This is a genomic window from Streptomyces rhizoryzae (genome assembly GCF_023155275.1).
Taxonomy (GTDB): Bacteria; Actinomycetota; Actinomycetes; order Streptomycetales; family Streptomycetaceae; genus Streptomyces; species Streptomyces rhizoryzae.
Genome location: NZ_JALMUV010000011.1, coordinates 1 through 13,415, shown reverse-complemented (window position 1 = coordinate 13,415; position 13,415 = coordinate 1). Strand labels below are relative to the sequence as shown.

The window sequence follows — 13,415 nt, the reverse complement described above, 5'->3', positions numbered from 1 at the left end:
CACCCCGTCCGCGGCGGCCCCACCCGCCGCGGACCGGCCCCGATCACCCCCGGCCGTACGCCGCCCCGCACGTCATGTGCCTCCCCGCCGGGTGGTGTGGTGCACGTCCCTTGCCGTGCAGGTCCGATGACCTGACCGGACGAGCCGCCGACCGCCGCACATCGCCGTCCACCGCACCGCATCGGCCCGCGCCTCCCGGCGGCCCGCTGCCCCAGGAGCGGCCGTGGGCGGCCCGCCGTCCGTCAGACCCGTCAGCCCCCTCGGCCCCCGTCCGCCCCGGAGAGGGCTTCGCTGATCAGGCGGGTGGCGAAGGCGGGGTCGTCGGTCATGCGGTTGATGTGCTCCGCCAGCAGGAAGGCGGTGGCCTCCAGAGGGGTCATCTCCTCCTCGGTCCAGTACCCGTACTGCTTGCGCCAGAGGTTGGGGCTCAGGCCGGTGGCCGCGGCGACGAGCAGGCCGGCCATCGTGGGGATGGCCTCGGGGCGGACGCTCTTGGGCATCATGCGCATCGTGGCCACGAGGTGGGGCACCACGCCGGCGATGACGTCCTCGTCATGGTCCTCGTAGGCCCTCCGCAGCCACTGCATGTACATGAAGATGAGCGTGCACACGCCGTCCAGCACGTCCTGGGCCCCCTTGGGACCCAGCGAGGCGGTGAACTGGTCGATCAGCGCCTGCTGTTCGGGGCCGGCCCGGGGCGTGCCCTCGTGGACGGCCTTGAGCCGGGAGTCGATCACCATGAGCGCTGCACCGACATCACCGGCCGGGGCGTGCCGGGGATCGCAGGGCGATGACACAGGGGTTCCTCCTCGGGCGGCTGCGCCGTGTGATGCCGCGTATCCGTACGGTAGGCCGCCGAGGGGGCGCCGGTCCGGGGAATCCGCCGATCCCCCCCCCCGCCGCCGGTCACGCGTACGCAGTGTCCGGCGCCATGCTGTGGTCCACGTTGGTGCGGCGGTGCAGCTCCGCCACCCGCTGCACGAGGCGCGCGTCGCCGCTCCGCCGGGCGATCTCCGTCATGGTGCGCCAGACGAAGTCGGGGCCGCCGTCCCTGCGGTAGTGCTTCCTGATGAGGAGGCCGAGTACCTCCCGCACGTTCTCCTCGTCGATCACGTGCGACAGGCCGAGCAGACCGTCGCGTTCGGCTGCGGTCAGCTCGGGGCGGTGGTGGAGGCTGGCCGCCGGGATGCCGCCCGACGGCTCGGGGGTGAACCGAAAGAGCTCCCCGGCGTCCGCCACACCGGCCATGTCGAGCAGGAGGTGGACGCGGCGGGTGTCGCCGAGGACACCGGCGCTGTGCGCCCGGCCGGCGTCGATGAACCAGATCTCGCCCTCCGCCATCCGGTAGACGGTGTCGCACTCGGCGAACAGCGCGTCCGGACCGGTGGCGAGCACGACGTGGACGCGGTGCGCGGCGCCGTCGACGGTGTCGCGGTGCGGGATCAGCACGCCGTTGGAGAGCGTCACGAGGCGGGCGAAGGTGATGTGCTCGGTGGCGAAGTGCTCGCCGATCAGCTCCCGGAGATAGGGCAGGTGCGCGGCGGTGGCGGTGAACGCGGCGGGGACCGACCGGTCGAACGGCTCCAGGACGCTGCCGTCCCCGCCGCCCGGCGTCATCAGCATCGCGGCCTTCCACGGACGCCCGCACACGAACGCGTCGTACGGCTCCGCGAGGGGCAGGTCCGCGAGGCGTTCCAGGTCCTCCGCCAGCCTCGCCCGGTCGAGGCCGAGGGTGGTGATCAACTGCGTGCGCATGGCTCACTCCTGACGTCATCGCCGTGGCCCGGCGGGAGGCGGAAGGCGGAAGGCGGAAGGCGGAAGGCGGTCGGCACGCCGGCGGCGGCGCGCGCGGCGGACCCGCCGCGGGGCACCGTCAGTCCTGCGGCGGGTGGGCGCGGCCGGTGCGGGGTCCGGTGCCGGTGCGGTCGGCGATCCAGTAGCGCGTGAGGCGCCGCCGCGTGTCGGAGAAGCCGGTGCGGGCGTGGAACATCCGGTGGTTGTCCCAGATGAGCAGGGCGTCCTCGGGGAGGAGGACGGACGTGCCGTGCGTGCCCATGAAGTCCACGGTCCGCCGGGCCAGTGCCAGGCCGCCGGGCCCCAACGGCGGTGCGGCGCCGCCCGGTTCGTCGAGGGCTTCCGAGTACGCCCCGGTGGCCAGCAGGGTGGAGCTCATGCGGATCACGGTGCCCGCCGCGGTGCGGTCCACGACGGGCTTGCGGACCCCGGTGGCCCCGGGGTGCTCCTGGTAGGAGGGCCAGTGCACCGGGTGGCTGTGCGCGAGGCGGTGCAGGTCCTCGTCCAGGGTGGCCAGGAAGCGGGGCGCGTCGGCGAGCAGGGTCTGGCCCCCGCCGCAGGTGGCCTGCACCCGGCAGTGCAGCGCCAGGTAGCGCGGGGGAACGTCCTGGCCGGGCGCCTCGGTGTGCGGACGGAGCGCGTGCGGGCTGCGGGTGTCCCGCACGTGCGCGAAACCCGCATGGGCCCGGATGTCGTAGGCCAGTTCGCCGGTGGTCTGCGGGACGAGGTCCCCCAGCTCCGCCAGAACGGCGGTGACCTCCCCGGAGGTCAGCGGACCTGCGACGACCGCGTACCCCTCTGCCCCCAACTTGTCCGCAATCGCCTCAAAAGAGTGTTTCATGCGTATTTACCCTAATGTGAGTAAGTGGGGGCGGCGAGTAGAGGACGGAGTGGGCCGGGCATGGAGAAGCTGGGCGTGGTCGCCAACACCGGGAAGAAGCACGAGAGGCGCGTACCGACCCATCCCGCCCACCTGCCGCGGCTGGACAGCGGTCTCCGCTCCCGCCTGTTCCTGGAGTCCGGATACGGCGCGTGGTTCGGCATGACGGACGACGATCTCCGGCCCCACGTGGCCGGCATCCGGCCCCGCGCCGACCTCATCCCCGACTGCGACGCCCTCGTGCTGTTCAAGGTCACCCCGCAGGACGTCGCCGCGCTGCGGGAGCGCCACATCCTGATAGGCGCCCCGCACTTCGCGCAGAACCCCGAGACCACTCAACTGGCCATCGACAAGCGGCTGACCGTGATCTCCATGGAGGCCATGCGCCACTGGCCGAACGGCGGCACGGGCGCCGGCTTCGCCCGCTGGGTCTTCTCCCGCGTCAGCGAAATGGCCGGCTACTGCTCGGTCCAGCACGCCCTGCAGTGCGTGGGCCTCACCGGACGGTGGGGCAGGCCCCTGCGCGCCGCCGTCATCGGTTTCGGCTCGACCGGCCACGGCGCCGTCGCCGCGCTGCGCGCCCAGGGGGTGGAGGATCTGACCCTGGTGACCCGGCGCCCCAGCGCCGCCGTCCGGCCCCCGACCGGCGCCACCCGGATGGCCCAGCTGCGCCACCGGCCGGCCCCGGGCAGCAGCACGGTGCGGCTCGCGGACGGCGAGGTCCCGCTGCCGCCCTTCCTGGCCGAACACGACATCGTCGTCAACTGCGTCCTACAGGACGTCACCGCCCCCGAGGTCTACCTCACCGAAGAGGACCTCGCACGCTTCGCCCCCGGCTCCCTCATCGTCGACGTCTCCTGCGACACCGGCATGGCCTTCGGCTGGGCGCGCCCCACGTCATTCGACCGGCCGACCCGCACCGTGGGCGGCCACGTGCGCTACTACGCGGTGGACCACAGTCCGTCCCTGCTGTGGAACTCCGCCACCTGGGAGCTGAGCCAGGCCCTGCTCGCCTACTTGCCGACCCTCGCCGACCCGCGCTCGTGGGACGCCGACGAAACGATCCGCCGGGCCGTCGAGATGCGCGACGGCGTCATCCAGAACCCCAGCATTCTCGCCTACCAGGGCCGCTCCCCGGCCTACCCGCACCACCCCACCACCCCCGCCTCCCCGGTGGAGGTCTGACCCCCCTCCCCACCCCGGCGAGCGCCCCGCCGTGCCGCCCCCGCAACGGCACGCCTCTCCCAACCACCGCCCCCCGCCGGGCCCTTGCCCCCGACCAACGACATGTAACAACGCTCACGAAAACCACCCCCCGCGCCACACGTCCCGCCCGAGCCCCCACCGGCAACGGCTCGCACCCCCTCCAGGCGCACCCCCGCAGCAAGTTGCCGCCCCGCGCCCCCGAAGACCCCGGCCGAACGAACAAGGCCCCGGTCTGCGACCAGGGCCTCAACTATGGAGCGGGTGACGGGAATCGAACCCGCGCTCTGAGCTTGGGAATCAATGGGGCTTGGCGCACTGAAATGGCACCTGACCTGCGGGGAACGCCATGAAATTCGCTTCTCTGATGGTGTGCTGGGACACCGCTGGGGACCGTTGTTGACCGGGCTGAAGGGCACGGTTAGGGCACGGCGGTTTGCGGTAGCCGTCGTGCGGCGCCTGTAGGGGTCAATCGATGAAGAGAACGCCGTCCGTGGGCGGCCCCGTATCGTCGGATTGCGGCTGCAAGGCCACAAGGGCCGGGGGGGGGGGGGCAGCGAGCTAGTCCTTCGGTGCCGGTGCGCCCGCGCCTGATGGGCACCTGCCGGGCGCGGCCCGGTGCACACCTGCCTGTGGTTCACCTGCTGGCGGGCGCGGGCGAGCAGGTGCGGTGTCGCACCCAGGCGGCGCCGGCTGAGATGGCGCCGATCATTCCGGCCAGCACGACGGGACGGTGAACAAGATCCGGAAGTGCCCCATCACGTATAGCCAGAAGAAGCCGATCGCGACGCCCAGCGCAGCCGGTGCGCACGAGGATGACGGGAAGCGCCTTGGTCGGGGTCGGCATGGTCGCTTCGGGCGCGGGGGGCGTGGTGGTACTGGAAAACGCCGCGCTCCGGGGCCCGCCGTACCGCCTGCGCCAGGAAGGCCAGCACCAATTCCGTCCTGCCGCGGAGGAAGACCCAGTGGCGGGCTGGCCAGCGACAGGGCGAGCGTCGGGACGAAGGCCGCCTGGTAGAGGACCTCATCCCTGAACTCGATCGGGTTCCAGAACCACCCATGACCAGATTCGCCTTCCGAGCGAGCTGCTCCCGGCCGCATTTGCGTACGTGGGGCTGTCGGCCCGCCACAGGCTGGTCATGGCCCGTGCTCTCAGGCATGCTTGGCCTTGTGGCGCAGGTGAGTTGGGCGAGGCTACCCAGGTGATCGATGCACTGAACTCAATTCTTGGTTGGTTGGTTTTCTTATCGATCTACGCGGTTTTCTTCGGGGCGGTTGCGCTCGGACCCGAGATAACGGGGTCGGACCGTTGGATACGCCGCCGCGTGCTCGACCCGCTAGGCACGCGGTATTACACATGGGCGCGTCGGCGGGCTGCACGTCGCCTTGACAGTGCTTACCGTCATTTGCCTCCGCATGTGGTGGGGGAGGGCGAGGGTCGCGGCGTCGTCACAGAGGCGGTCAACAGGTGGTACGAGTGTGCTCCTTTCGCTGCAGGCGCCCAGGCCGTCAGGCTGATGCTTTGGACATGGGGCCTGCTCAACGTTGGCTGGCTTGTCAGTCGTGCACGAGGCCTATGGAAGGAAGTTCTGGAGGCTTCGGCATCCGGAAATGCGAACTTTCTGGCATGGATGCGGGATGCGGGTGGCTGGCTGGGGGACAAGTCGACAGCGCTGCTGTCGCCCGCTTCTCCTCCCTGGGATAGGCCCCGTGAGAGCCTTACAGCTCTATTTGTGATTCTTCTGCTTATCATGATCTTGCGTGCGCTCCGTGCCGCAGCACCGGCCTTCGATCGGGTCCACGATTTTGGCACTCCAGGCCGATATCAGAGAATCAGCCCCAGGTTTGAGCTGATCGGTAGCTTTATCAATGTCCGTTTCGGGGATACGGCCCGGTACCGAGCCGTCGTGAGACTTCTTGCCTGCGCAGGGGCTGTCGGGCACGCTCGCGCCAGATATGACGCGTGGACCGGCGAAGCGCCTATGTTCGCGCCTCGGGTGAACCTTTCCGATGCTGAGCGGGTGATCTGGTCAGCCTGGCGAATGCGTCACTTTGAGGTGCGGCGGGTACGTCGACGTCAGCTCAAGGAGCATGCGGCGGATGTTGTCGGTGCCCTGCGGGCCGCCGAGGCGAGGCAAGATACGGATCCCGATATCCGTGTGGTCTTCGACGACCTTGCCAAGATGCTGCTAAAGGTGGCCGAACGGTATGCAGTGGGCCGCACTGCCGCTCTCCTCGACTCCGAGGATCTGACTGGCGTCACCAAAGCAGTGAACCGCGAATGGGTGCGGCTAGTGGCATTGGGTGTGGCGGTTGTCGGTGCAGCAGTGGGTGCTTCGCTACTTGGCCTACCGGACTCGGCGGCCAGCCCAATTATTGGCATCGTCGCTTTGGCTGCGGTCGGTCTGATCTACGGATCCAGGTTCTTGCCCTCAGACCTGGTCGACATCGTGCGTGGACAGAGCCGGAAATGAGGCGCCAGAACCGTAGCCGCACGCTAGATCATTCGTTGACCTTGTCCGCCGTCCGGCTGCGGAGCAGGGTCACCCATCGCGTCGGCTCCCGCACCACCGCCCTGGCCATGGTCTTCAGACTCGTCGAGTCAGCCCAGCAGCGGTGGCCGGCCGTGAACGCACCCCACCTCGTCGCCCTCGCCCACGCCGAAGCCCCCTTCGAACGCGGCCAGCTTGTCGAACACTCCGAGGCGGTTGCGACGTGAGCGCCCTCACGGCTCATAGGCAGCCGTGGTCATCTGAGCGGGTGCCTTTCGAGTGGCATTCCGGACGGGGTTGGTTCACTGTTATTCACCGAGACCCCCGGGCTGGATGGATACTTCCGCCCAGACCACTTTTCCGCCGTGCCGAGGCGGGTGGTAGTAGCCCCAGCGGCTGGACATGGCTTCTGTCAGGAGCAATCCGCGTCCACATATGGCATTGCTGTCCGCCACGCGCCGTGATGGTGGGCGAGGGGTGCAGTCGCTGACCAGGATGAGCACGCACGAACCAGTCAGGCGAAGCACGAGAGAGATCGTTCCGGCCATGCAGGAGCCTGCGGGAGCGACTTCTGGTGCTGGGCAACCGTGCCGGACGGCGTTGGTCGTGAGTTCGGAGACGAGGAGTCGGGCTGTCTCGACAACTTCGCTTCTGAGCTGCCATCGGTGCAGGACGTCGACGGTATGGCGCCGGGCCCAGGAGACGGCGTTTGGCGTGGCTGCAAGGGTCAGATCGCTGGTCGGTTGATGGGCCTGATTCACGGCGATGCCTCCCTCGGCGGGGGTGGCTCCGCACGAGTGGGTACCGGTGCTGACTGCCCCTGTGTGGCAGTCCCAGGACAGAGAGGGCAGCCAGTGTCTGCCCAAGCCGGTCGGCTCGGCGGAGATCGCTACTTAGTGGCGATGACGTAGACGCTTCCCCAGCGGCGCTTCGGGTTGGCGATCGTGGGGTCGAAGGTCCACGGCTCTACGGTGGCGAAGCCTGCTTCGGTGAAGAGCTGGACGAGCTTCTCGTAGTCGTAGGCCCAGAGATGCGGGGTGTACTTGGGGTCGTCGTCCTGGTCGCGGAAGACGAGGTTGACGAGGTCGAGCCGGGTGTTGATGTGGTTGCGGCAGTCGCGCTTGGCATACCAGCGCTCGACCATCTCGTCGGCGGGGTCCAGCGGTCCGGGGTACTGGCTGAGAGCGAAGGCGGCGTCGGGGACGCCGGTGATGATCTTGCCGCCCGGTGTGAGTGCGCGGTGAGCCTCGCGGACGTAGTTCTTGGCGGAGCGGGGGTAATCGATGTGCTCCAGGAAGTGCTCGGAGAAGATCAGCTCGACGGTGTCGTCGTGCAGGGGGATGCCTTCGCGGACGTCCCAGAGGAGGCCGGCCGGCGGGACGGCGTCGATGTTGAAGAAGTCCTCGATGCGGTGGGTTCCGCCGCCGATCTGGACTTTGGAGGGCTTTTGGTCGATGCGGCCGTCGGGCCAGGCCCGCTGGCTGGCGTGGTGGTAGCGGTGGAGTTCGATCTCCCACGCCGCAGTGCGGAGTGCTCGGGCCAGGCCGTGGGTGGTGGAAGGGGCGCCCAGTAGGGCGTCGATCTGCTCGCCGAGGAGATCGACGGAGGGCATGCCGAAGTAACTCATGGCGGGGCTCCTGGGAAAGAAGAGGCAGCAGAGCAGCTGCTGGTGAGAGGCAGTGGTGGTTACGCGGCGCTGTGCGCCGGGGCGGTCCACTGGTTGTTGCGCATGAGCGTGTACTTGATGTCCACCAGCCGCGGGGCGATGGTCAGGGAGAGCTGCTCGGCCGGGTGGAGGTGGCCGGCGTCGTCCTGTTCGGCGCGCCAGACGCGGTAGTCGAGGTTGGGGTAGGCGGGGTTGATGCCGATCTCGCCCTTGGGCATCGTGCCGTTGAACGGGGCGACGATGTCCATGTGGTTCCAGTAGTTCCAGGCTTGCAGGGCCTTGTACTGGTCGAAGTAGAAGTAGAAGTCGGGGTAGCGGCCGAAGGTGCGCAGCTCCCGGTGGATGAGGTGCCCCAGCAGCGGGCCGAGCTGGATGGAGAGGGCGTCGAATTCCCAGCGGGTGTGGTGCCAGGCTTCCGGGGCCTCTCCGGGTGCGAAGAGCCGGGCTGCGACGAGGTGGCTGATGCGTTCGACCAGGTAGTGGGTCGCGTGGTTGATCTCGATGGTCGGGTCGACCTGGTGGATGAGGTCGGCCAGCTGGCTGGGCCTGGGGCGGAACCTCGCGAGGTCGAACTTGCCGGCCATGTTCGGGTAGGAGGCGAAGAGCATCTCCTTGTACAGCCAGTTGTTCAGCTCTCCGATGTCGGCCAGGCGTCGTGTGGGCTGCGAGGTCGAGTGGAGCATCAGGTACTCCGCCAGCGCCTCGAAGTACAGGTAGCCGAGGACCGGTAAGCGGGGGATGGTCTCGTCGAGCAGGTCGAGGAAGGGCCTGGCGGCGATGCGCGTGCCTCGGTAGGCCACGGCCGCTGCGGTGGCGAGGAAGGCGGCGGAGTTTTTCACCCTGGCCACGACGGTCTCGCGTAAGCGGTGGCGCTCGCTCTTGCTCAGCAGGTATTCGAGGTGGCAGTAGATCCGCAGGTGGATGAGGCCCAGCCGGAGATAGTCCACTCCCGCCAGGCTCTGGTATGCCTGCGGTGGGGTGTTGATCTCGAAGATCAGCGGGGTGGGTACCCGGTCGGTGACGCCGAGCTTGGCCAGGAAGGCCGGCGCCTCTTTGGTCAGTACATACGCGGCCAGGTTATGCATCCGCAGGCCCCGGTCCGTAGCCGTGAGCGGGGCGCAGTAGATGCTGCCGACGAGGCAGCCGCCGGACGGGTAGAGGACGCCTTGCTCGTTGATCTGCTCCAGGGCGTGGGTGACGTGGAGGAGGTGCAGTGTGCCGCTGCCGTTGAGGGCGTCGAAGAGGGAGTTCTGGCGCAGCAGGTGCCCGTTCGGCGTGGCGGCGAGCCGCTCGTCCCAGGTTGCCGACTGCTGGGCCAGCGGGTGTGTGTCGGCAGGGCTGGGGATGAGGGTGGTGTCGTAGAAGGCGTGGGCGTCGGCCCAGAGGTGGTAGGCGTCGAGGAAGTCCATGGTCAGGCCAGCTCCTTCTCCGCGAGCGCGTACAGGACGGCCGCCGGGCTGTGGGCGCCGGCGAGGTGGGCCTTCTCGGAGATGCTCACGAGGTCGAAAGCGAGGCTGCGGAACGTGTCGAAGGCGGGCTCTTTGACGTGCTGGGCGTTCGGCCACCACCTGGTCTTCGGCAGGCGGTAGCGGTCCAGGGCGTCGGCGGCCTTCACCACGTCGCAGATGTTCTGGGTCCGCAGGTAGTCGGCCTGGTCGTCGGGCCTGAACGCGCCGTAGGGCACGTCGTGCAGTCGGATGGCGGTGGCGGCTCGTGTGACGCGGAGCGGTGTGGCCGTGAGGTCGAAGCGGCCCCAGACGGTGTCCGCATTGGCGGCGAGCCATATCGCCGCGCGTTCCCCGTGTCCGCGATCGTCCTTGTCGTGATGGCGCTGGCAGTCGTGGACGGCGGCGGCAACGATGGCGGTGGTGGTGTCGGCGTCGTCCAAGCCGTTCGCCTCGGCGAGGACGGCGGCCAGTACTGCGGTGCGCATGGCGTGCCGGACACCGTGGATCGAGTCGTACAGACGGGGCTCGGCCATCCAGTCGCGTGGTAGTCCGGTCCGCCGCAGGAGGTACTGCGAGAGCTGTCGGAGGGCCGGTTGCGGTGAGGGCTGGAGGTCAGGCCGATTGGTGGTGATCCAGTCGACGGTGGACCGGTCCATGTACTGGTGGAGTGGTAGCTGCCCGCGGGCAGCAAGGTCGATCAGGCTTGCGGTCGTTGGGGTCGTGCTCATCAGTGCCCACCCCCTCGGTGGTCTCCGCGGTGACGTGCTCCTACCGGATCGGCGCGGCCTGCCGCTCGCGCTCCTTGCGTTCCTTCTCAGCGGCTTCGAAGGCGGCGGTGAACTCGGCCAGCTCCTGCTCGGTCATCAGGGTGACGCCCACCTCATGGGCGACATCCGTGATCCTGGCGGCTGCCTCGGCACGAGCGGCGTCGGGAGCGTCGTCGTCCAGCAAGACCTCGAATTCGGCGTGGTAACCCCATGCCTCGCTCCACTTGACCGCGATCTCGACACCGTCGAAGCGGAAGTTGTGCCGAAGATTGGACGCCTCGTGCATCGCTTCCTCGAACCCGAGAGCGTTGAACAGCTTCACCGCGGCGCCCACGTCGGCCGGGGCGATGGCGAACTCGGTCTCCGCGAAGGCGGCGCCCTGGCCGATCTTGCTTCCCTTGAGGGTGATCTTGGCGGTGCCGGCGGCCGTGTTGTCGGTGACCTTCAGCAACTGGTCCGGCAGTACGTAGAAGTAGATGTGCTTGTCGTCGGGGCCCAGGTCCTCGCCGTCCCTCTTCAGACGGTCGACGAGCTGGTCACGGGTCTCCTTGCCGAAGCGGGCACGCATCTCGATCTCGATGGGCATGGGTGTATCGCCTCCTGAATCAGGCATGACGGAGCCAGCCGGACCGGCGCCAAGGGGGTGGGTAGCCGGTTCGGGCGGCTGCTGCTTGTGCGGTTGTGGGTCAGGGGCGGGGCGGTGCGGCCGCTACTCGGTCCGGCTCACCACCCCGCCGGATGGATCACTGGTCAGTCCAGGTCGCCGAAGCGTTCCCGGACGACGCCCTCGTGCAGGTAGGTCGGGAGCTGGACGCCCCCCACCGAGGTGCGGCCGGTGGCCACCTGGTCCTCGGTGTCGCTGGGGAAGCCCTCCAGGAGTCGCAGGCACTGCTGCACCCACTCACGGGACTTGGGCCGGTCCCCCAGATCGCGGTGGCGTACGGCCAGGGCGTACGCGGTCTCGGTGGCGGCCCACCGGTCCGTCGTCAGTTCGCGCTGGAAGACGGACTCCAGCTCCTCGGCGGAGGCCAGGCGGGTCTGGATGGTCATGGTTTCCCCTCTGAAGTTCGGTCGTGCACTGGTGGTGCTCAACGCATCGGCGTCCCCGCGGTGACGCTGTAACCCGCCGCTAGTAGGTGTAGATCTCCGCGAGGGTCTTGTAGTCGTGCAGCTCGTCCTTGTCGAACCACAGTTCGACCTCCTGCTGCGCTTCCTCCTTGTTGCCGGAGGCGTGCACGAGGTTGGCCACGGCCTTGCCCGAGGCGATGCTGCCCGCGGCGCTGTAGTGCGAGAAGTCGCCTCGCACCGTCCCCGCCGGCGCCTGGTTCGGGTACGTGCTGCCGACGATCTTCCGCACCGTGGCGATGGCGTCGTACCCTTCCAGCACCAGAGCGATGACCGGCCCCTGCTGCATGAACGTCGACGTGACGCGGTAGACCTCCGATCCCAGCCGCTCCTCCAGATCGAAGTAGTGCCGCCGGGTGAACTCCTCGTCCATCCACTTCATCTTGGTGCCGACGATCTTCAGCGCAGCTTCCTCGAACCGGGTGAGGATCCTTCCCGCCAGGCCACGCACGAGCGCATCGGGCTTGAGCAGGACGAGCGTGCGCTCAACGGGGTGTGCCTGTTCCTCAGCCATGGAGTCCCTTTCGGCTTGTATGCATGGAGATTGACGGCACATCAGCCGCCAGGTAGCTGAGGTTACCGGCGCCCACTTGCTCGACCGGGCGCTCGGACCATCCCTCGGATGGCGGACACCGGAAGGCGGCACGATAGGGCTGAAAACAGAGACATGTTTCGGCCAAGTACGTTGTCCCCGCTACTCGTTGGGGTTGCTCACCTAGACTCTCCCTTCGGTCAACCGGCGCTCTGGAGCGCAGTCGGATTGGCCGCTCAGGGCGATTCCTGCGGCTCACTCGGCCCTGGCAACCATCATTCTTCCGAGTCACCTACGGGACAGCCATGAAGCGCCAGTGCAGCGGGAGTGCACCTTCAGTGCGCAAGTTCCTGCACTGAGGACGGCGGCTAAGGAGGGGGTAGACGTGGATGTGATCGAACTCTGGAATGGCCGCCACGCCTGCCTGCTGCAGTCCGCTTTGCGCCTCACCAATGAACAGTTCGCGGCCCGGCTCGGCATCGCGGTACGGACCGTGGCGGCCTGGCACTCCGACCCGGCCGTAGTTCCGCGCAAGGAGATGCAACAGCTCCTCGACACCGTCCACGAGCAGGCCCCGCCAACAGCACGACAGCGGTTCGCGCTCTTGGTCTCCGGTGAACGGGGCCCGTCCGCACCGGGCCCAGCAGGAGCGCAGGCCCTGCGCGTCGCGATCGCCGTGGTTATCCGTGACAGCGAGGTGCTACTGGTCTGCCGACGAGACGATGACGCAACGGGCCTCAGCTGGCAGTTCCCGGCAGGCGTGATCAAACCAGGTGCCAAGGCCGAGACGGCGACCTTGCGAGAAACGCTGGACGAGACCGGCGTGCACTGCGCGATCCGGCAGCATCTCGGAAACCGGCTTCACCCGATGACCGGCGTCCTGTGCGAATACTTCCTGTGCGAGTACCTCGCAGGCCAGGCCACCAACTCCGATGCCGTCGAGAACATCGACGTGATGTGGGTTCCCAGAAACGCGGTGACCCGTTTCATCCCCGTCGATACGATCTTTCCGCCCGTGCTTGCCGTCCTGGAGGAGCAGACGTGACGCAGCAGACAGCCGATGAGCGACCCGGCATTGCGGCGGCCATCATCGTGCAGGAAGGGCGCGTTCTGATGGTCCGGCGCCGGATCAGTGAGGGGAAGCTCTCCTGGCAGTTCCCGGCCGGCGAAGTCGAGCCCGGCGAAACCCGCGAGGACGCAGCCGTGCGGGAGACCAAGGAGGAGACCGGGCTGAACGTCTCCGCCGTCAAGCTGCTGGGCGAGCGTGTCCATCCGGCAACGGGCAGGCTGATGTCCTATACCGCCTGCGAAGTGGTCAGCGGCACCGCGCACGTCGCGGACATTGAGGAACTGGCCGAGCTTGCCTGGGTGGCTCACGGCCAGATCCCCGAGTACGTCCCGTACGGACTGTTCGGGCCGGTGCAGGAATACCTGGACGCCGCTCTCGCCAGTTAGACGTCGTTTCAGTTGGTGAGTCGGCGGTAGCTGATGAGGGCTGCGGCAATGCC

14 protein-coding genes and 1 pseudogene are annotated in these 13,415 nt (G+C 68.3%); 5 read left to right on the top strand and 10 right to left on the bottom strand.

From position 1 onward, the window contains the following. Window positions 1-251 precede the first annotated feature (251 nt). The 3 genes from MUU72_RS11710 to MUU72_RS11700 all read right to left on the bottom strand — a co-directional run bounded on the left by MUU72_RS11710 (window position 252) and on the right by MUU72_RS11700 (window position 2,635). Window positions 252-797 carry a hypothetical protein gene (locus tag MUU72_RS11710; RefSeq protein WP_248013122.1) on the bottom strand — a complete coding sequence of 182 codons (546 nt, stop codon included), beginning with the start codon at window positions 795-797 and terminating at the stop codon, window positions 252-254. A 109-nt stretch (window positions 798-906) separates the two neighbouring features. Beyond that, window positions 907-1,755 (bottom strand): aspartyl/asparaginyl beta-hydroxylase domain-containing protein, encoded by an 849-nt coding sequence (locus MUU72_RS11705; RefSeq protein ID WP_248013121.1) that lies wholly within the window; start codon window positions 1,753-1,755, stop codon window positions 907-909. Window positions 1,756-1,873: 118 nt separating this feature from the next. Continuing rightward, the gene (locus tag MUU72_RS11700) at window positions 1,874-2,635 is read right to left on the bottom strand and encodes a TauD/TfdA family dioxygenase (RefSeq protein WP_248013120.1); all 762 of its coding nucleotides are present in this window, start codon (window positions 2,633-2,635) and stop codon (window positions 1,874-1,876) included. A gap of 60 nt (window positions 2,636-2,695) precedes the next feature. Here MUU72_RS11700 and MUU72_RS11695 point away from each other — a divergent pair, with 60 nt between their 5' ends. The 3 genes and pseudogenes from MUU72_RS11695 to MUU72_RS11685 all read left to right on the top strand — a co-directional run. Next, a complete protein-coding gene (locus MUU72_RS11695; RefSeq protein WP_248013119.1) occupies window positions 2,696-3,859 on the top strand; it encodes a Rossmann-fold NAD(P)-binding domain-containing protein in 1,164 nt (387 codons plus the stop codon). Window positions 3,860-5,079: 1,220 nt separating this feature from the next. Beyond that, the gene (locus MUU72_RS11690) at window positions 5,080-6,351 is read left to right on the top strand and encodes a hypothetical protein (RefSeq protein ID WP_248013118.1); all 1,272 of its coding nucleotides are present in this window, start codon (window positions 5,080-5,082) and stop codon (window positions 6,349-6,351) included. A gap of 38 nt (window positions 6,352-6,389) precedes the next feature. Beyond that, window positions 6,390-6,596, top strand: a pseudogene (locus MUU72_RS11685) (IS256 family transposase); the annotation flags it as partial. Window positions 6,597-6,677: 81 nt separating this feature from the next. Here MUU72_RS11685 and MUU72_RS11680 read toward each other — a convergent pair. The 7 genes from MUU72_RS11680 to MUU72_RS11650 all read right to left on the bottom strand — a co-directional run bounded on the left by MUU72_RS11680 (window position 6,678) and on the right by MUU72_RS11650 (window position 11,889). Next, entirely contained in the window at window positions 6,678-7,130 is a 453-nt protein-coding gene (locus MUU72_RS11680; RefSeq protein WP_248013116.1) for an ATP-binding protein, read from the bottom strand. A 128-nt stretch (window positions 7,131-7,258) separates the two neighbouring features. Further along, entirely contained in the window at window positions 7,259-7,996 is a 738-nt protein-coding gene (locus MUU72_RS11675; protein ID WP_248013115.1) for a class I SAM-dependent methyltransferase, read from the bottom strand. Window positions 7,997-8,055: 59 nt separating this feature from the next. Continuing rightward, on the bottom strand, window positions 8,056-9,444 hold the full coding sequence (locus MUU72_RS11670; protein ID WP_248013114.1) for a hypothetical protein: 1,389 nt from the start codon (window positions 9,442-9,444) through the stop codon (window positions 8,056-8,058). Between the two features lie 2 nt (window positions 9,445-9,446). Beyond that, window positions 9,447-10,211 carry a hypothetical protein gene (locus tag MUU72_RS11665; protein ID WP_248013113.1) on the bottom strand — a complete coding sequence of 255 codons (765 nt, stop codon included), beginning with the start codon at window positions 10,209-10,211 and terminating at the stop codon, window positions 9,447-9,449. A 40-nt stretch (window positions 10,212-10,251) separates the two neighbouring features. Beyond that, the gene (locus MUU72_RS11660) at window positions 10,252-10,836 is read right to left on the bottom strand and encodes a CYTH domain-containing protein (protein ID WP_248013112.1); all 585 of its coding nucleotides are present in this window, start codon (window positions 10,834-10,836) and stop codon (window positions 10,252-10,254) included. Between the two features lie 164 nt (window positions 10,837-11,000). Beyond that, on the bottom strand, window positions 11,001-11,300 hold the full coding sequence (locus MUU72_RS11655) for a hypothetical protein (RefSeq protein ID WP_248013111.1): 300 nt from the start codon (window positions 11,298-11,300) through the stop codon (window positions 11,001-11,003). A gap of 79 nt (window positions 11,301-11,379) precedes the next feature. Beyond that, entirely contained in the window at window positions 11,380-11,889 is a 510-nt protein-coding gene (locus tag MUU72_RS11650; protein ID WP_248013110.1) for a nucleoside-diphosphate kinase, read from the bottom strand. A 403-nt stretch (window positions 11,890-12,292) separates the two neighbouring features. Between MUU72_RS11650 and MUU72_RS11645 the strand changes: the two genes are divergently transcribed. After that, window positions 12,293-12,952 carry an NUDIX hydrolase gene (locus MUU72_RS11645; RefSeq protein ID WP_248013109.1) on the top strand — a complete coding sequence of 220 codons (660 nt, stop codon included), beginning with the start codon at window positions 12,293-12,295 and terminating at the stop codon, window positions 12,950-12,952. Continuing rightward, window positions 12,949-13,362, top strand: a complete 414-nt coding sequence (locus MUU72_RS11640) for an NUDIX hydrolase (RefSeq protein ID WP_248013108.1) — start codon at window positions 12,949-12,951, stop codon at window positions 13,360-13,362. Before MUU72_RS11645 ends, MUU72_RS11640 begins: the two co-directional genes overlap by 4 nt. Window positions 13,363-13,415 lie beyond the last annotated feature (53 nt).